Below are 17,472 nucleotides of genomic sequence, written 5' to 3'. Positions count from 1 at the left end.
AAAGTCAATGCCGCGAACCCTTGACGGGAGGGGTGTCCATAGATAATTGTACGATCGTTCGTTCATTTTTCTGGAGGATTGCTCATGACCGCCGAGACCACCGCGGCGCCGCCCGCCGCCGCAGCCGCCGGTGCGCGGCGCGACGTGCCCTGGCTCGCCGCCGGGGCGACGTTCCTGGCGATGCTCGACGCGACCGTCGCCAACCTGGCCGTCCCCGACCTGCGCACCGACTTCCCGGGCGCCTCGCTGTCCGGGCTGACCTGGGTGATCACCCTGTACGCGGTGCTGTTCGCGGCGCTGCTCGCCCCCGCCGGGCGGCTCGCCGACCTGGTCGGCCGGCGGACGCTGTACCTGTGGGGCGTCGGGCTGTTCACGCTGGCCTCACTGGGCTGCGCGATCGCGCCCAACGTGCCCGTCCTGCTGGCGACCCGCGGCGTGCAGGGCGCCGCGGCGGCCGCGATGATCCCCGCGTCCCTGGCGCTGCTGCTGCGCGACACGCCCGCCGCACGGCGCGCGGGCGCCATCGGGCTGTGGAGCGCGGCGGGCGCGTTCGCCGCCGCCATCGGCCCCAGCCTCGGCGGCGTCCTCGTCGACCAGTTCGGCTGGCGGTCGCTGTTCGTCATCAACGTGCCGTTCGGGCTGGCCATGCTGCTCGGCGGGCTGCGCCTCCCCCGCGCCGAGGGCGGTCATGGCCGGCTTCCCGACCTGCTCGGCACGATCCTGCTCGGCGGCGGTGTCGGCGGCGTCGCGCTCGGCGTCACCCAGACCCGCGACTGGGCATGGACGGACACCCGCACGCTCGCCCTGCTGCTCGGCGGCGCGGCCATGGTCGCCTTGGCGCTGTGGCGGTCGGCGCGGCACCCGGTGCCCGCACTGGAGATCTCGCTGTGGCGCAGCCGCCGGTTCGCCCTCGCCAATGCCGCCTCGTTCCTGTACGGGACGGCCCTGTACTCGTGGCTGCTGCTCGGCGTCCTCTACCTCACCGCCCAGTGGGACTACTCGATCCTGAAGGCGGGCCTCGCCTCGACGCCCGGGGCGCTCACCGCCACCGCGGCGGCGGTCACCATGGGCCGGCTGACCGGCCGCATCGGAGTCCGGCCCGCCGTCACCGGAGGCGCGCTCATCATGGTCGTCTCCGGGACCTGGGCGGTCGCGTCGCTTCCGTCCGAGCCGCACTTCCTCACGTTCTGGCTGCCCATCGGGCTGCTCGTCGGAACGGGCATGGGGATGCTCACCACCGGCACCGCGTCCGCCGCCGCACTGTCGGTCGACCCGCAGCGGTTCGCCGGTGCCACCGGCCTCAACACGACGGCGCGCCAGCTCGGCGGCGCGCTCGGCATCGCCATCCTCGCCGCGATGCTGCCCGGCCGGGCCGTGCACGACGACTACACCGCCATCTACCTGTTCTGCACACTCGCCGCCGCCGGAGCGGGCCTGGCCGGGCTGCCGCTGACCGTCCGGCGCACCACGACCTGATGGGAGACGAGATGACCGAGACGACCCTGTCCGAGTGGACGGACCCGGCCGTCCTGCCCGCCGCCGAGGCCGCCGCGCTGCTGGCCGACGCGCCCTGGACCCGCATGGTGACGATCGGCGACAGCGTCGCCCAAGGCGTCCGCGAACCCGTGCCCGGCTACCGCGACATGTCGTGGGCCGACCGGGTCGAGGAGGCCCTCGCCGCCGTGACGCCCGGCTTCACCGCCCTCAACCTCGGCCGCCGCGACCTCGTCGCCGCGCAGATCGCGGCCGAGCAGCTGGAGCCGGCGCTCGCGTTCGGCCCCGACCTGGCCGTCGTCGTGGCCGGCGGCAACGACATGCTCCGCCCCCACTTCGACGTGGAGGAGGTACGGCGCGAACTGGCCGGCATGGTCTCCGCGTTCCGCGCCGCCGGGGCGGACGTCGTCACGATCGGCCTCCTGGACATCACCGTCGCCGGCCTCGGCCCCGCCCGCTACCGGGAGGTCATGTCGTCCCGGACCCGGCGGCTGAACGCCCTGGCCGCCGACGTCGCCGCCGAACACGGCGCCTGCCACGTCGTCAACCCCTACGACCATCCGGCCGCCGCCGACCCCGGCATCTACAGCGGCGACCAGCTGCACCTCAACGCCCGGGGGCACGCCTTCGCCGCCGCCAACACCATCCGCGCCCTCGCGGACTACTTGGCGTCGGCGTAGCGGTCCACCACCGCGATCTCCATCGGGAACACGACCGGGGTGTCGCCGAACAGCAGCCGCCGCGCCTCGTCCGCCGAGGCGTGGACGGCGGCGACGACGTCCTCGGCCAGCTCGGCGGGAGTGTGCACGATGACCTCATCGTGCTGAAAGAACACCAGCCGCGGCGCCAGCGGAGCCCGTCGATCGGACGGCGGCGGGTGGGGGCTGGAGGACGGGCCGTCGAGCGGAGCCTGTCTGTTGGCTGGTGGTGGGTGGGGGCCGGAGGACGGGGCGCCGAGCGGAGCTCGTCGATTGAATGGCGGCGGGTGGGGGCTGGAGGACGGGGGGCCGAGGGCGGTGAGGCGGCGGCGGAGGGAGCCGAGCAGGGCGAGCGCCCAGTCGGCGGCGGTGGCCTGGACGACGAAGTTGCGGGTGAAGCGGCCCCGGCTGCGCAGCGCCTGCGCGGCCGTGCCCTGACGCGACTCCGGCGCGTCGTCGTCGCCCGCCGAGGTCAGCTCGCGCCAGCCCGCGGACGGCGGCGGGCAGGTGCGGCCGAGCCGGGACCGGACGAGCCGCCCCCGCTCCCCCGCCCGCGCGGCGGCCTCGACGTACTCGAACGCGTCCGGGAACCGGTTCTTCAGGACGGCGAGGAGCTGCACCGCCTCACCCGTCCCGCCGCCGTACATGGCGGACAGCAGCGCGAGCTTCGCCTTGTCACGCGGGCTCAACCCCCCGTCCTCCAACCGACGAGTTCCGCTCGGCCGACCGGGGTCCGCGCGGAAGGCGTCGGAGAGAGCCTCGTACAGGTCACCGTGGGCCGCCGCGTCGGTGAACGCCCGGTCGCCCGCCAGCGCGGCCAGCACGCGGGGTTCGAGCTGGGCCGCGTCCGCGACGACGAGCGACCAGCCGGGATCGGCGACGACGGCCTTCCGCAGGACGCGCGGGATCTGCAGAGCGCCCCCGCCGCTCGTCGCCCACCGGCCGGACACCACGCCGCCGACCACGTACTCGGGGCGGAACCGCCCCCCGCTCACCCAGGTGTCCAGCCACGCCCAGCCGTGCGCGGTGTGCAGTCGCGCCAGCTCCTTGTACTCCAGCAGCAGCGGCACCGCCGGATGGTCGAGCCGTTTGAGGACGTGCGCGCGCGTCGACGGGATCGGCAGCCCCGCCGCCGCGAACGCCTTCAGGATCTGCGCCGGGGAGTCGGGGTTGACGTGGACGCGGGGCCCGAACGCCGCGCTGATCCGGTCGGCGAGGTCCTGGAGCCTGCGGGGCCGGAGCCCGCCGGACGGGCGCGGCCCGAGCAGCTCGGTGAGGAGCGCGTCGTGCACCTGCGCCGACCACGGCAGCCCGTCGTGGCTCATCTCGGCCGCCACCAGTGACCCGGCCGACTCCGCCGCCGCGAGCAGCGCGAACCGTCCTCCAGCCCCCACCCACCGCCATCCAACCGACGAGCCCCGCTCGGCCCCCCGGCCTCCGCCCCCCGGCCCGCCGCCGACCGATCGGCTGGCCTCGCCCGGCACGCCGTCCTCCAGCCCCCACCCACCGCCATCCAACCGACGAGCCCCGCTCGACGCCCCGTCCTCCAGCCCCCACCCACCGCCATCCAACCGACGAGCCCCGCTCGACGCCCCGTCCTCCAGCCCCCACCCACCGCCATCCAACCGACGAGTTCCGCTCGGCGTCGCGTTCAGCCCGGCGATGGTGCGCTGCTGCTCCGCGTGCACCGCGACGACCTGTTCGATGTCGTCGGCGAACTCCTCCCCCTCGTCGACGTCGCCGAACAGCGACACCTGCGCCGACTCCTCATGCGGCGGACGGTCCGCCGGCACCGGCTCCCCGCGCAGGCGCGCCCACGCCGCCCGGACGGAGCGCGGCTCCCCGTACCGTCCCGCATGACCGAGCAGGAGGCTCTCGACCAGCTCAAGATCGTGGCACCGCCCCACCCGCACGCCCGCGTCCAGCAGCCGGGGATAGATCCGCGCCGTCGAGGACCACACCCACCGCAGCGGCTCGCCCGCCTCCCGTTCGGCGATCGCCGCCGCCAGATCGGGGACGACCTGAACCGGCCCGGCGGGCGTCCCGTCCTCGCCGAGCGGCCGCAGCGCTCCCCCGCCCCGCGCTCCGGCGGCCACCGCGATCCTCACACCGCCGATTCTGGCCCCCGCCACCGACAGTTCCCGCCCCCGGGGCGCACGCGAAGACCCCTCCGCGACGGGTGGTGGCGGAGGGGTCCGGGTGCGGGGCCTGGGCCGTGGCCCCTAGGTGATGATCACGCGACCAGCGAGACCTGCTGGCCTGCGGGGGTGTCGCCGTAGCGGTCGGCGACCTTGTTGAGCTGGATCTGGTAGTAGAGGACGCCGAAGCCGATGATGCCGAGCAGGAAGCCCATGCCGCCGCTGCAGCTCGCGGGCAGGCCCGCGGCGCGCTGGGCCGCGGCGATGCGGCCGCCGAGCTTGACCCACATGATCAGGGGCCAGATGCCAAGGGTGATCGCGCCGAAGAGCATGGACAGCAGCGCGCTCACGGCGGCGTTGTCGATGCGGCGGTCGTACGCGTGCAGCTCGTTGTGGACTTTGAAGAACCACACGAGGCCGTAGATCCCGAAGGTGATGATGGGCAGGCCGAGCCAGGCGCCGACCGGGTTGCGGCGCTTCATGTTGGCGCCGGCGCCAACGGCGACGGGGCCCTTCTGGGCCTGCTGTTGCTGGGCGGGCGCGTAACCGCCCTGGTAGGCCTGCTGCTGTTGTGGCTGGCCCTGACCCTGCTGGGGGTAGCTCATTGAATTGCTCTCCTGAGGACGCGGTCGATCCACGGCCGACCGCCCGTTACCGGTCACCCGTCTGGTGAGCCAAGACTGTAACCGCGTCCATGCACGTCGTGGGGCAGGCTCGCCGCCTTTGTCGACTTTTCTGGTGGATTCTCCAACTCACCCACCCCAGCCGCCGCCCCAACCCCGCAAGGACCCGAACCGTCGCGATCGCGTCCGAAGGCAGGTTGCGAGCGAAGCAAGAAACCTGATCGCGCAGCGAGCCGCAAGGCGAGCCGGAGCGATGCAGCGATCGCACCGCAGTTCCCGCCGAAGGGAGGGCCTTCAGGGCCCGACCGCCAAGGGAACTGCGATCAAACACAGTGCCCGCCGAAGGAGGGCCCTCTAGGGCCCGACGCCAAGGGAACTGCTTAGAGACACAATGACCTCGTCTTCGCATGGCGGGGCCGCTTCGTGGTCGCCGCAGCCGGTGACGGCGTAGCAGCGGATCCGCAGCTGCGACTCCGTCACGTCCAGGCGCAGGAAGCTCTTGAAGAACGGCGGGTCGTCCCAGTCCGCCAGTTCCGAGCGGAAGCGCTGCGGCAGCTTGTGCACGGGGACCCGCAGCATCCGGGGGCGGCGCCGGTCCCCGCGCGGGACGCCCAGGAGCGACGCGACGAGGCGGGCGCGGAAGGACGGCTCGGGGCTCGTATAGCCGCGGCCCGGCCGGATGCCGAGCCGGCGCCGGACGGCGGCCGTGGCCTCCTCGGGGGTGAGTTCGAAGAGCCGGGGCAGGTGCAGCCACCGGCCGTACAGCTTGCTGTAGCGGGACAGGGAGTCGCCGCGCAGCGGGTAGCAGCGGAACCGGTCCTCCTCCACCACGCGCGTCCGCGGGATCGTGTGGGTCGCGTGCATGAACGCGCCTCCGCCGCCGGCGACGACGTACTGGATCGTCCGCCCGTCGCCGGTCGTCAGCGGGTAGCGCTGGTAGTTGTGGATGTCGCCGCCGATCGCCGCCACGTAGTTGTGCGCCGGGTCCTGGACGATCTCGTCGACCGTCCCGCCGCCCTGGATCTTGCCGGGACGGTGTTCGTCGTCCACGTACAGCGGTTTTCCGGTCACGAGCAGCTTGGGTTTCGGGCCTGCGGACACCTCCCGCAGCCAGCGGCCCTGGCCGCGGTCGACGGTTCCCGTGATGCCGGTGTCGATGCCGATGATGCGCAGTGAGGGCGTGTCGATCGCCCAGTACGGTCCGGGCTGGACGGCCTTCTGGCCTGGCGCGCCCCGGTACCTGCTGCGGGCCTCCCCGAGCACGCGCGGGTCGACCTCGCCCGAATCGCGCCAGAGCAGGCGCGGCAGGAACGACAGCGGGCCGCGCCACGGCGGCGGCGAGCAGTCCGCGTCCAGGTCGCAGAAGACGTGGAGGAAGCCGCGCAGGCCGTCGTACCAGTCGTGGTTGCCGGGGACGGCGTAGATCGGCGCCGGATAGTCCCTGTAGGGGCGGAAGAACTTGTCCGGGTACTGGTCCGCGTCCCCGGCCGGGTAGATCACGTCGCTGGCGATGATCATGAAGTCGGTGCCGGCGGCGGCCTGCAGCAGGGGCGGGACGACCGCGTACTGCGACCGGTCGCCCTCGCCGGTGTCGCCGAGCAGGGCGAACGAGAACTCCGGCTCCGAGCGGTGGACGGTGAACGCGGCCGGCGTCCCCCGCTCGCGCAGCGCCTCGACGCAGCGGCGGCGGATCGCGTTCGAGGGGTCGCCGAACAGGCTCGCGAGGACGTCGTTGCGGGACCGCCACAGGACCCGCGGGCGGCGCCAGGAGAAGTCGGTGACGCGCTCGGGAAGCAGGTCGTTGAAGGTGCCGGGTTTCTGGCAGACCCATCCGGCGCCCGCCTCGGAGGTGCGCGAGTTGTCGGGACCGGGATTCACCTCGGCACACACAGAACGCCTCCGGGCAGGGGGCGAACCCTCTCATCCCGGTGTCGCTCGGGCCGGCTCCCAACGGGCCCGCCGGGGATGGAGAAGGTTCGGGTAGGGGGTGCCCACAGCCTGTCCGGAGGCGATATCGGCAGTCAAGCGGACTTGCCGTAGTCGGGCGTGTGATGTTCCCGGCGCGGGGAGGCGGCGTCAGTGCGTGCACGTGGTGGACGCCGGCGCCACCCCCAGAGACGCCGGCGCCACCACGACGAGGGCGCCTGCGTTCATCATGAGTCCCCCCAGAACGGCGAACTCAGTCGCCTTCTCATGATGCCTCCGCAGACGGCCCCAACGGTCCCTTAGCGGGACGTAATTGACGCTATCCGAGAGACCGTAATGCTGACGTAAACCATCCCAAACATCGGGCCAAACCTGAGACGACGGGAAAGTGGCTGGTCAGGGCGCCAGAACCCGGAGTGCGCCCGGCATCACCCGGGCCGTGACCGGCAGCGTCCCGGGCAGCTCGCCGTCCGCGCCGTACGGGAGCGTCCTGCCGGGCGGGCCGGCCAGCTCGATCCGTACTTCGCGGCCGCGCATGACCTCGACCTCGGGCCGCCGCACGTGCGAGCCGTCCTCCAGTTCCCGCATGACGGAGAAGAAGAGCTTCTTGGGCGCCTGCCGGATGAGGATCACGTCGAGCAGCCCGTCGTCCACCCTCGCGTCGGGGGCGATGTGCTTGCCGAACCCGTAGTAGCCGGAGTTGGCGGCGACGACGGTGTAGCCCTGCCGCTCGTGCGACTCGCCGTCGACGGTGATCCGGTAGTCGGCGGGCCGCCACGAGATGATCGCGCGGAGCGCCCCGAAGTAGTAGGCGGCCGAGCCGCGCAGCAGCCGCGTCCTGTTCGCGTTGTCGTTGGCGACGGCGTCCACCCCCGCGTAGACGCTGCCGAGGACGGCCGTGCCGTTGGCGTCGATGGCGTCCACGGCGCGCGGTTCGCCCTCCAGCAGCAGCTTGGCCAGCTCCTCCGGGTCGGACGGGATGCCGAGTTGCCGCGCGAAGTCGTTGCCGCGTCCCGCCGGGACGATGCCGAAGACCGCACCCGCCCCGGCGTCCATCTCGGCCAGGGCGCCGCCGACGCAGCCGACCAGGCCGTCTCCGCCGACGCCGAGCACCACCCTCCCGGTCCCTGCGGCGTCGCGGGCGACGTCCGCGGCGTGCTCCAGCCCGCGGCTGTACTCGACCGCGACGTCGGCGCCCGCTTCGCGCAGCAGCCGGGCCAGTGTGATCAGCGACGAGGCGGAGGCGGAGCCGCCCGCCGCCGGATTGACGATCGCGGTGAACGAACGCGGGCCCTCGTCACCGGTGGCCTCCCGGTTCGCTTCGCTCATGGGTCACTCCCCTGCGGCCGGCGGGACGAGGACGCCCGGGTTGAGGATCCCGGCCGGATCCACCCGGTCCTTGACGGCGCGGAGCACCGCGGCGCCCAGCGGCCCGATCTCCCGGGCGTACCAGTCGCGATGGTCGGTGCCCACACCGTGATGATGGCTGATCGTGCCGCCCGCGTCGATGATCGCCTCGTTGGCGGCGCGCTTGGCCACGTCCCAGTGCGCGACCGGATCCTTACCCTGTGCGGACACGACGGTGAAGTAGAGGGACGCGCCGGACGGGTAGACGTGCGAGATGTGGCACATCACCAGCGGGGGCGTGCCCGCGCCGGACAGGGCGCCGATCAGCGCGGCCCGGACGGCGTCGTACAGCGCGGGGATGTCCGCCCAGAACGCGGCGGTCTCCAGCGTCTCCACGAACGCGCCCGCGTCCAGCAGCGAGTCGCGCAGGTAGGGGGCGTTGAAGCGGCCGTGCTCCCATTTCTCTCCGGGCCCGGTGCCGAGCGGTTCGCCGCCCGCGGCGCGCAGGACGTCCGCGGCCTGGGCGCGCCGCTCGGCGACCCGCGCCGCGGCGCCCTCGAACCCCAGCACGGCCAGGCACCCGGCCGACGACGGCCCCCCGTCACGAGCTCCGATGGCGGTGGGGTCGGCCAGCCCGATCATGGTCTCGGTCTCGTCGGAGAGCCGCAGCACCGCGGGCAGCGGCCCGTCCTGCGCGAGCCGGCGCAGTGCGGCGGCGCCCTCGCCGAACGACGCGAACCGCCAGCCCTCGTACTCCCGGGCCTCCGGGACGGGATGGATCCGGACGGTCACGGAGGTGATCACGCCGAACGCGCCCTCCGAGCCGAGGACGAGCTGCCGCAGGTCGGGCCCGGCGGCGGACTTCGGCGCGCGGCCGAGATCGAGCGGGCCCTCCGGGGTGGCGACGGTCAGCCCGACGACCATGTCGTCGAAGCGGCCGTATCCGGCGGACGCCTGCCCGCTGGACCGCGCCGCCGCGAACCCGCCGATCGTCGCCCACTCGTACGACTGCGGGAAGTGCCCGAGGGTGTAGCCGTGCCCGGCCAGCAGCGCCTCGGCGTCGGGGGCGCGCAGGCCGGGCTGAAGGACGGCGGTCCGGGCGACCTCGTCGACCGAGACCAGGGCGTCCATGCGGCGCAGGTCGAGGGCGATGAACGCGTCGACGCCGGCCGGCGCCAGGCCGCCGACGACGGAGGTGCCGCCGCCGAACGGGACGACCGCGATCCGCCGCCCGGCGCAGTACCGCAGCACCGCGAGGACCTCGTCGTGGGTGCCGGGCAGGACGACCGCGTCCGGGGCGTCCGCGGTGTCGCCGGCGCGGATGCGCAGCAGGTCGGGCGTCGACTTGCCCCGCGTGTGCCGGACGCGCGTCTCGGTGTCGGCGCGGACGTTCCGGTCGCCCACGGTCTTCGCGAGCGCGGTCAGGTCGCCCGCCGGCAGCCGGGTGTCGCGGACCTCGATGTCGGCGAGGGCCACCGGGGGCCGCTCGGCGGGCCGGACGCCGAGCATCTCGCGCAGCAGGCCGACGACCTGCTCCGGCAGCGGCGCGGCCCGGCCGGGGTCGCCCCAGCCGCTCCACAGCATGTCCCGCGTCTCCACCCGCGCCTCCCGTCGCCGGCCTGCCGCCGGCCTCGAATCTGTGCTTACACTGTGACACATGACGTCGAATCGTCACAACAAGGCGGAGCGCAACACGCCGGAGCGCAACGGGGCGGGACGCAACGGACCGAGCGTCCGGACGGCGGACGACACCGTGCTCGACGCCGCCCGCGACTGCGTGCTGGCCGTCGGGGTGCGCCGCACGACCCTGACCGACATCGCCCGCCGCGCCGGCGTGTCCCGGATGACGCTGTACCGCCGCTGGCCGGACGTCCGCACGATCGTCGCCGACCTGATGACCCGCGAGTGGGTCGGGCTCGGCGACACGCTGCAGCCGCCCGACGACGGCCGCCCCGTCCGCCCCCGGATGGTGGACGGCCTGGTCACCGGCGTGCGGGCGTTCCGCGACCACCCGCTGCTCCGAAAGATCATCGAGGTGGATCCGGAGCTGCTGCTCCCCTACGTCCTGGACCGCTGCGGCGCCAGCCAGCTGGTGTTCCTGGAGCTGTTCGAGGAGGCGCTGAGGGCCGGGCACGCCGACGGCACGATCCGCCGCGACCACGCCGTCCGGCAGGCGCGCACGGTGCTGCTGGTCGTCCAGTCCTTCGTGCTGTCGGCGCCGACGATGCTCGACGACGCCGACCCCGACCTCGATTCCGACGCCTTCGACGCCGAACTCCGCCACATCCTGGAAAGGATGCTCGCGCCTTGAACACACCAGAATCCGACGCACGGAACCCCGAGGTCGCCCGGACCTCGCTCAACGCGGCGCGCAGGGAACGCGAGCTCGCCGCCCTGCCCGACGAGGTGGTGGACGTCCTGGTCGTCGGCCTCGGCGCGACCGGGGCGGGCACCGCGCTGGACGCCGCGTCCCGGGGCCTGTCGGTCGCCGCGATCGACGCCCACGACCTGGCGTTCGGCACGTCCCGGTGGAGCTCCAAGCTGATCCACGGCGGGCTGCGCTATCTCGCGTCCGCGCAGGTGGACGTGGCGCACGAGAGCGCGGTCGAGCGCGGCGCGCTGATGCGGCACACGGCGCCGCACCTCGTGCGCGCGCTGCCGTTCGTGATGCCGCTGACCCCGCTCGTGTCCCGCTCCCGCGCGCTGGCCGTCGGCGCCGCGCTGCACGCCGGGGACGCGCTGCGGCTCGCCGCGCGCACCCCGCGCTCGGTGCTGCCCGGCCCGCGCCGCCTGTCGGCGGTCGAGACGCTGCGGCTCGCGCCCGCGCTGCGGTCCTACGGGCTGCGCGGCGGGCTGCTGTCGTGGGACGGCCAGCTCGCCGACGACGCGCGCCTGGTCACGGCGCTCGCCCGGACCGCCGCCGGGTACGGCGCCCGCATCCTCACCCGCTGCCGCGCGGTCACCCTCGCCGGCGACGGCGCGCTCGTCCGCGACGAGCTGACCGGCCGGGAGTTCACCGTCCGGGCGCGGTCGGTGGTGAACGCGGCCGGCGTCTGGGCGGGCGGCCTGGTGGACGGGGTGCGCCTGACCCCCTCGCGCGGCACGCACCTCGTGATCGGGGCGGAGACGCTGCGCGGGCTGTCGGCCGGGATGCAGATCCCGGTCCCGGGGGCGGCCAGCCGGTACCTGCTGGTGCTGCCGCAGGGCGACGGCCGCGTCTACGTCGGCCTGACCGACGAGCCCGCGGAAGGGCCGATCCCGGACGTGCCCGAGCCGACCACTGGCGAGATCGGGTTCCTGCTCGACATCCTCGGCTCCGCGCTGGACGTCCCGGTGCGGCGCTCGGACCTGCTGGGCGCGTTCGCCGGGCTGCGCCCCCTGCTGGATCTCGGGCACGGCCGCGACACCGCCGACATCTCCCGGCGGCACGCCGTGCTCACCTCGCGGGACGGCGTCGTCACGATCGTCGGCGGCAAGCTCACCACCTACCGGCGGATGGCGCAGGACGCCGTCGACGCCGCGGCGCGCGTCCGCGGGCTCGACGCGCCGCCGAGCCGGACCGCGCGGCTGCCGCTCGTCGGCGCCGCCCCGCGGGACCGGCTGGACGCGCTGGACGCGCCCTCCCGCCTCGTCCAGCGGTACGGGGCCGAGGCGCCGCGGCTGGCCGCGCTCGCGAAGCGGGACCCGGCGCTGCTCGAGCCGGTCGCCCCGGGGCTGCCCGTGCTCGGCGCGGAACTGGCCTGGGCGGTGCGGCACGAGGGCGCCCTCGACGCGGGCGATCTGCTGGACCGCCGCACCCGGATCGGGCTCGTGGCGGCCGACCGGGCGGCCGCGCTGCCCGCGGCGGAGGCGCTGCTACCCCGCGCCGCGTTTCGCTGATCCGTCCCCCCGGAGGGTTTCGACGCGATACGTTAGGTTACCCTTACCTAAGTGATCGAAGTTCTACGGGGGGTCTCCTTTTGACGCGCGGCAACGGCTGCGGGCACTGTCCCGGCAGCCACACCGGGGAGCGGCCGTGCCTGGCGAGCGCGACGGCGAAGGCGCACGCCTGGCTGCTCGTCGAGCACCCCGGCCCCTGGCCCGAGCGCGTCGAGGACCTCGCCAGGCCCGCGCCGGTCGCCGAGGCCGTGCGCGCCGCGCGGAAGGCGGGCGTCCGGCCCCAGCTCATCCGCCGGCCGGGACGCCGCCGCCCCACCCCGCCCCTCCAGGTCTACGCCGCGTTCTCGCGCGGGGCGGACGTCTGGATCGAGGGACGCGAACTCGACGACCCGGCGGAGCTGGAGGCGCTCGATCTGGACGCCCTCGCCGCCGGCCGGTCGCCGGGGCTCGGGGAGCCGGTGACCGAGCCGCTGCTGCTGGTCTGCACGCACGGGCGCCGCAACGTCTGCTGCGCCCGCACCGGCGGGCCGCTGGCCCGTGCCCTCACCGCGCGTTTCGATCGCCTCGTATGGGAAACCACCCATGTCGGCGGTGACCGATTTGCGGCGAATTTGGTATGTCTTCCACACGGGCTCTACTACGGCGACCTCGGCGAGACCCAGGCCGTGACGGCGGCGGACGCCTACCTGCGGGGCGAGGTCGTCCTGGACAGGCTGCGCGGACGTGCCGGAACGCCCGAGCCCGCCCAGGCGGCCGAGCACTTCGTCCGCGCACACACCGGCCGCCTTGGCCTGGACGACGTGACCGTGCGATCGATCACGGGAACATCCCGGTACGAAGCGGTCGTTGCAGTACAGGAGAGCCGTTACCGGGTCGTGGTGGAGGCCGTCCAGCAGCCGTCCCCCTGCGGGCCCGACTGCGGGGAGAACCTGAAAACCTACCTTGTTAGGGAACTCACCCTTCTCAACGAGGCGGCCCTCGTGTAATCTCTCTGAGGCCCCATTCGAGGGTCTCTGTGTCGCACGTCCCCAGGTTTCCGGCTTAACCGGACGGGGAACAGAGCGGCAACTCTGGACGTTGGACCATTCGGCGCTTCTGACTTCTTGTCGGCCTGAAGCATGTCGAGCGTCCATGTCCTGAAACTGTTCGAACCAATCAAGGTGGGTGTTCCATGGCTCAGGTACGTCGGCAGGCAAACCTCCCTCGTCCCAGCTGGGGCTGGCAGGACGCCGCGGCGTGCCGGGGGGAAGACCTCGTCCTCTTCTTCGGTCCCGACGGTGAGCGTCAGCCCGAGCGCGAGATCCGCGAGCGTAAAGCGAAGCAGATCTGCATGGGCTGCCCCGTCCGTACGGAGTGCCTGGACTATGCGGTGTCCAGGCCCGAGAAGTACGGCACGTGGGGCGGTCTGAACGAAGACGAGCGCGCTTCCGAGCGCCGCCGCCGGATGCGTCGCGCCAACGCCGCCTAGCCGAGTACGCAGGCCGCCTGAACGCTCCCATCGCGAAACCCCGGCACGCCACCGAAAAAACGACACGGCCCCGCCCCGCGGGGCCGTTTGCGTTGCCCGGGCCCGGTCCACGCGGACCGGGTCCGGGTGCTTCGTCACATGTGCGTCACATGTGAGTCACATCGCACCCGACTTTCCGCGGAAGCGTGCTTTTACCGCAACCGTCCCCGCCGCGCGGCCATTTTTCAGAAAGTCGCCGCACCATTTTTCGCGGGCGGCCCGGCCTGGGCCCGGCTGGGCGACCGGGTCAGCCCGTCTCCCGGTCGCGCGCCGCCCGGTCCAGCAAGGCGATCACGTCGTCGTCGGTGAGCTGCTCGAAGTCGCGGTACCACTGGCCGACCGCGCGGAACTCCCACGGCGCGGCGGGCACGACCATGTCGTCCACCTCGGTCTCCAGGCCGCGGACTGTCTCGGCGGCGCCCACCGGCACCGCGAGGACCAGCCGGGACGGCCCGCGCTCGCGCAGCGCCCGCACGGCCGCCCGCGCGGTCCCGCCGGTGGCGAGCCCGTCGTCCACGACGATCACCGGGCGGCCCGCGGTCTCCGGCAGCGGCCGGCCGCGCCGGTAGACCTCGACCCGGCGGCCCAGCTCGGCGCGCTCGGCCGCCACCGTGGCCTCCAGGTCCTCCTCGCGCAGCCCCAGGCGGCGCAGCAGGCCGGCGTCGAACACGGGCACGCCGCCCTCGGCGATCGCGCCGACGCCCAGCTCCGGCTGCGGCGGGTATCCGATCTTGCGGGTCACCAGGACGTCGAGCCGGGACCGCAGCCGCCGCGCGACCTCGTGCCCGACGGGGACACCGCCCCTCGGCAGCGCGAGGACGGCCGCGCCCTCCAGCCCCATCGGCGCGAGCCGTTCGGCGAGCACCCGGCCCGCCTCGGCGCGGTCGGCATAGGGGAGCCGGACGGTCTCGGTCTGCTGGAGTTCTTCGCGTGCGGATCTGTTCCAGGACATCGGCTCACCCCCTTCCGGGGTGATCCCTACCCACTCCCGCCGCGCCCACAGACCCCCGCAGCGGCCGACTTGCGGCGTATTGCCCCCAAGTGCGCCCGCGAGGCGGACGCGGCGGGTGAGCGAGTTCAGGCGCCGGTGAGCCAGCGCAGCGGGTTGTCGTGCAGGATCGCTCCGAGGGTGGCGTCGTCGGCCCCGGCGGCGCGCAGCGCGGGCAGGAACGTGTCGAACAGGTACCCGAAGCCGGCCCCGCCGTACCGGGTGACCTGGGCCATCCGGGAGACGCCGGTGCTCAGCAGCACCCGGGAGCCGTGCCCGGCCTCCAGCAGGTCCATGACGCAGCGGACGCGCGCGCCGATGGCCGCGTGGTCGTCCCCCGCGAGACCGAGCGTGCCGAACGAGACGTAGCCGCCCGTCTCGGCGATCTTGCGGTGCTGGCCGGGGTCGTTCACCCGGTCCTGCTGGCCGACCGCGACACGGTCGGGGGACAGCCCGGCGGCGGTGAGGATCTCCAGCTGGGCGAGGCCCGCGCGGCCGTAGGTGGCGACCGACAGCCCGGAGTAGCGGGCGGCCCGGGCGGCGGCGCGCAGGCACAGCTCCTCGGTCTCGGTGGGCGCCTCGCCCCAGGTGCCGATCTCGCCGATGACGCCCGGCAGGGAGTTGGTGCCGTCCATGCCGAAGCCGACCTCGGCGAGCAGCCGCTCGGCGAGCCGCTCGACTCCGGTCGGCCCATAAGGCTCTTGCCGGGGGGCCTGGGGGGTCGTCCCCCCAGAATGACTCGCCTCTTGCCGGGGGGCCTGGGGGGTCGTCCCCCCAGAACGATCCGCCTCTTGCCAGGGGGTCTGGGAGGTCGTCCCCCCGGACTGATTCGCCGTCTCCGCCGCGAGGGTCTCGCGGACGAACGGGGGATGGAACGGCTCGGTGAACACGCCCGTCCCGGCGACCACGGCCACCCGGGCGCCAGCGCTGATCCGGGCGAGCGCGGCGGCGTTGCGTCCCATGCCGGAGCAGGTGAGGTCGACGACCAGGCCGAGGCCGTGCTCCTTGCGCAGCCCGGTCAGCTCACGCTGGACGGCCTTCTCCTCGTCCAGCCAGCGGCCCGGGTCGGACTCGACCAGCTGCGGACGCTGCGGCCAGCGCAGATCCATCTGCAGGTGCTCGTGGGAGAGCACCGGCCCGGTGATGTCGGACGTCGCGATCATGCCGGTCACGGTCCGGAGCCGGCCGGTCTCCTCACGGGGGGTCATGTCAGGCGAGGTTACGACATGTTTTGCCTTATCAGGACCTCATCCGGGGTTGTTTTTACTGTCGGTGTCCCCGTCCGCCTGCGGCTCCCCTGCCTGCGCGTCGCGGACGGCCCGCGCCCGCGCGGTGTCGGCGGTCGGCCACAGCCGGTCGATCTCGGCGTTCAGCGCGGCGCCGATCAGCACCGCGAGCGCCGCGACATACAGCCAGGCCAGGACCGCGATCGCGGCGGACAGCGATCCGTACACCGACACCCCGCTGAGCGATCCGGCCAGGAAGAGCCGCAGGCCGAAGCTGCCGATGATCCAGATGAGCAGCGCCAGCACGGCGCCGGGAAGATCACGCCGCCAGGGCGTCCGCACCGGCACGCTCAGGTGGTACAGCGTCGCGAGGAAGACGATCGACAGCCCCACCACGACCGGCCAGTACAGCGCCTGGACGAACTCGGCGCTCTCCGGCAGCGCCTGCCTCACCAGCGCCGGCCCCGCCACCAGCATCGGGATGACCAGCAGCATGACCAGCAGCCCGATCAGGTACAGGAAGAACGCGCGCAGCCGGGTGCGGACCACGCCGCGGATGCCCGACAGCCCGTAGGCGATGCTGATCGTGTCGATGTAGACGTTCGTCGCCCGCGATCCCGCCCACAGCGAGATCAGGAAGCTGACCGACACGATGTCGGGGCTGCCGCCCCGGATCACGTCGTCGATCAGCGGGACGACGACCGTGTCGACCGCCGGTCCCGTCAGGACGGTCCGGGCCTGCTCGATCACCCATGTGCGGACCTCGGTGACCGTGCTCGGCTGGAACAGCCCGCTGAGGTGCCCCATCGTGCCGATCAGCCCGATCACCAGCGGCGGCAGCGACAGCAGCGCGAAGAACGCGGCCTCGGCGGCCAGCCCCGTCACCCGGTAGCGGAACGCGCCGACCGCGGTGCCCTTGGTCAGCGTCCAGGCGACCCTCGGCGTCGCGCGCACGCCCGTGCGGACGCGTGCGCGCAAGGGGCGGGCCCGGTCGCGCGGGCCGGAATCGTCCGGATCAGGGCCGTCCCCTTCCGCGCCGTCCGGCCCGGGAACATCGCCCGGTTCGGGGGCGTCGCCGGGCTCGGAGGCGCCGCTCGGATCGAGGGCCGCGCGGCTGTCGGGGTGGCTCGGATCGAGGGCTTTGGGGCCCTCGTCCGGATCGGAGTCCCCGGCCGGGGGGACGCCCGCGGCGCCGGAGACGGTGGTCACACCGCCCCACCGTAAAGCGTTACGGGTCCGGAACATGCCGCATCGCCCATTTCAGTGGTCCGCTCCGCGCGTCGCGTTCCGACCGCCTCCCCCGCCCGAATCTCGCGTCGGCGTGTGGCACGTCCCCTTGACTCCCACACCCATTCGCTCATACCCGCTTTGACGACCCGGAACGTCATCCCGCCCATGATCGTTCAAACCCGCGCGGCGGGCACCGGCCGTGATGGGCGACAATGGAGACATGATCTGCCGGCCGTGCCGAGAACGCCGCCACGAGGAGTGCCGCGGCGGATCGTGGTGCGACTGCCAGCACCGGCCCGACACGGCGACGCCCGGCCGGGAGCGCCCGCCCGGAACCGGCGGCGACACCGAGCCTCCGGTGAACTGGAAGCGGCAGGGATGACGCATCTCACCCGTCCATATGCCGGACGCAACTG

15 protein-coding genes are annotated in these 17,472 nt (G+C 73.7%); 7 read left to right on the top strand and 8 right to left on the bottom strand.

Going from position 1 to position 17,472, the window contains the following annotated elements; genetic code table 11:
* The first annotated feature begins 84 nt into the window (after positions 1–84).
* Both AB0C35_RS08210 and AB0C35_RS08205 read left to right on the top strand, forming a co-directional pair.
* Positions 85–1,476 (top strand): MFS transporter, encoded by a 1,392-nt coding sequence (locus AB0C35_RS08210; protein ID WP_358451967.1) that lies wholly within the window; start codon positions 85–87, stop codon positions 1,474–1,476.
* Between the two features lie 11 nt (positions 1,477–1,487).
* Positions 1,488–2,174, top strand: a complete 687-nt coding sequence (locus AB0C35_RS08205) for an SGNH/GDSL hydrolase family protein (protein ID WP_358451965.1) — start codon at positions 1,488–1,490, stop codon at positions 2,172–2,174.
* Here the strand turns inward: AB0C35_RS08205 and AB0C35_RS08200 are convergent.
* The 5 genes from AB0C35_RS08200 to AB0C35_RS08180 form a co-directional block, all read right to left on the bottom strand.
* Positions 2,156–4,300 carry a bifunctional 3'-5' exonuclease/DNA polymerase gene (locus tag AB0C35_RS08200; protein ID WP_358451963.1) on the bottom strand — a complete coding sequence of 715 codons (2,145 nt, stop codon included), beginning with the start codon at positions 4,298–4,300 and terminating at the stop codon, positions 2,156–2,158. The genes AB0C35_RS08205 and AB0C35_RS08200 overlap by 19 nt on opposite strands.
* A gap of 125 nt (positions 4,301–4,425) precedes the next feature.
* Entirely contained in the window at positions 4,426–4,935 is a 510-nt protein-coding gene (locus AB0C35_RS08195; RefSeq protein ID WP_358451961.1) for a DUF4234 domain-containing protein, read from the bottom strand.
* A gap of 372 nt (positions 4,936–5,307) precedes the next feature.
* On the bottom strand, positions 5,308–6,843 hold the full coding sequence (locus AB0C35_RS08190; protein ID WP_358451959.1) for a metallophosphoesterase family protein: 1,536 nt from the start codon (positions 6,841–6,843) through the stop codon (positions 5,308–5,310).
* A gap of 432 nt (positions 6,844–7,275) precedes the next feature.
* The gene (locus AB0C35_RS08185) at positions 7,276–8,208 is read right to left on the bottom strand and encodes a YegS/Rv2252/BmrU family lipid kinase (RefSeq protein WP_358451957.1); all 933 of its coding nucleotides are present in this window, start codon (positions 8,206–8,208) and stop codon (positions 7,276–7,278) included.
* 3 nt (positions 8,209–8,211) lie between these two features.
* Positions 8,212–9,810 (bottom strand): FAD-binding oxidoreductase, encoded by a 1,599-nt coding sequence (locus AB0C35_RS08180; RefSeq protein WP_358452417.1) that lies wholly within the window; start codon positions 9,808–9,810, stop codon positions 8,212–8,214.
* Between the two features lie 73 nt (positions 9,811–9,883).
* Between AB0C35_RS08180 and AB0C35_RS08175 the strand changes: the two genes are divergently transcribed.
* From AB0C35_RS08175 to AB0C35_RS08160, 4 genes are all read left to right on the top strand, one after another.
* Positions 9,884–10,537, top strand: coding sequence for a TetR/AcrR family transcriptional regulator (locus AB0C35_RS08175; RefSeq protein WP_358451955.1), 654 nt, complete (start codon positions 9,884–9,886; stop codon positions 10,535–10,537).
* The gene (locus tag AB0C35_RS08170) at positions 10,534–12,105 is read left to right on the top strand and encodes a glycerol-3-phosphate dehydrogenase/oxidase (RefSeq protein ID WP_358451953.1); all 1,572 of its coding nucleotides are present in this window, start codon (positions 10,534–10,536) and stop codon (positions 12,103–12,105) included. Before AB0C35_RS08175 ends, AB0C35_RS08170 begins: the two co-directional genes overlap by 4 nt.
* An 80-nt stretch (positions 12,106–12,185) precedes the next feature.
* A complete protein-coding gene (locus AB0C35_RS08165) occupies positions 12,186–13,091 on the top strand; it encodes a sucrase ferredoxin (RefSeq protein WP_358451951.1) in 906 nt (301 codons plus the stop codon).
* 185 nt (positions 13,092–13,276) lie between these two features.
* Positions 13,277–13,573: a WhiB family transcriptional regulator gene (locus AB0C35_RS08160; protein WP_021600082.1), complete on the top strand. Its 297-nt coding sequence runs from the start codon at positions 13,277–13,279 to the stop codon at positions 13,571–13,573.
* 286 nt (positions 13,574–13,859) lie between these two features.
* Here the strand turns inward: AB0C35_RS08160 and AB0C35_RS08155 are convergent, their stop codons facing one another.
* The 3 genes from AB0C35_RS08155 to AB0C35_RS08145 form a co-directional block, all read right to left on the bottom strand.
* Positions 13,860–14,564, bottom strand: coding sequence for a phosphoribosyltransferase family protein (locus AB0C35_RS08155; RefSeq protein WP_358451948.1), 705 nt, complete (start codon positions 14,562–14,564; stop codon positions 13,860–13,862).
* A 125-nt stretch (positions 14,565–14,689) separates the two neighbouring features.
* A complete protein-coding gene (locus AB0C35_RS08150) occupies positions 14,690–15,808 on the bottom strand; it encodes an aryldialkylphosphatase (RefSeq protein WP_358451946.1) in 1,119 nt (372 codons plus the stop codon).
* Positions 15,809–15,847: 39 nt separating this feature from the next.
* Complete coding sequence (locus AB0C35_RS08145) at positions 15,848–17,035, bottom strand: YhjD/YihY/BrkB family envelope integrity protein (RefSeq protein ID WP_358451944.1); 1,188 nt, start codon at positions 17,033–17,035, stop codon at positions 15,848–15,850.
* A 241-nt stretch (positions 17,036–17,276) separates the two neighbouring features.
* Between AB0C35_RS08145 and AB0C35_RS08140 the strand changes: the two genes are divergently transcribed.
* Complete coding sequence (locus AB0C35_RS08140) at positions 17,277–17,438, top strand: hypothetical protein (protein ID WP_358451942.1); 162 nt, start codon at positions 17,277–17,279, stop codon at positions 17,436–17,438.
* Positions 17,439–17,472 lie beyond the last annotated feature (34 nt).

Origin of the sequence: Spirillospora sp. NPDC048819 (assembly GCF_040650055.1) — a bacterium.
Lineage (GTDB): Bacteria > Actinomycetota > Actinomycetes > Streptosporangiales > Streptosporangiaceae > Spirillospora.
The sequence above is the reverse complement of the archived record's forward strand: the minus strand, read 5'-3'. Positions and strand labels throughout refer to the sequence as shown.

Bases quoted from the DNA above. Each gene is read 5' to 3' on its own strand.
- AB0C35_RS08210 (WP_358451967.1), top strand. From the start codon at position 85: ATGACCGCCGAGACCACCGCGGCGCCGCCCGCCGCCGCAGCCGCCGGT.
- AB0C35_RS08175 (WP_358451955.1), top strand. From the start codon at position 9,884: ATGACGTCGAATCGTCACAACAAGGCGGAGCGCAACACGCCGGAGCGC.
- AB0C35_RS08205 (WP_358451965.1), top strand. From the start codon at position 1,488: ATGACCGAGACGACCCTGTCCGAGTGGACGGACCCGGCCGTCCTGCCC.
- AB0C35_RS08140 (WP_358451942.1), top strand. From the start codon at position 17,277: ATGATCTGCCGGCCGTGCCGAGAACGCCGCCACGAGGAGTGCCGCGGC.
- AB0C35_RS08195 (WP_358451961.1), bottom strand. From the start codon at position 4,935: ATGAGCTACCCCCAGCAGGGTCAGGGCCAGCCACAACAGCAGCAGGCC.
- AB0C35_RS08160 (WP_021600082.1), top strand. From the start codon at position 13,277: ATGGCTCAGGTACGTCGGCAGGCAAACCTCCCTCGTCCCAGCTGGGGC.
- AB0C35_RS08180 (WP_358452417.1), bottom strand. From the start codon at position 9,810: ATGCTGTGGAGCGGCTGGGGCGACCCCGGCCGGGCCGCGCCGCTGCCG.
- AB0C35_RS08150 (WP_358451946.1), bottom strand. From the start codon at position 15,808: ATGACCCCCCGTGAGGAGACCGGCCGGCTCCGGACCGTGACCGGCATG.
- AB0C35_RS08155 (WP_358451948.1), bottom strand. From the start codon at position 14,564: ATGTCCTGGAACAGATCCGCACGCGAAGAACTCCAGCAGACCGAGACC.
- AB0C35_RS08185 (WP_358451957.1), bottom strand. From the start codon at position 8,208: ATGAGCGAAGCGAACCGGGAGGCCACCGGTGACGAGGGCCCGCGTTCG.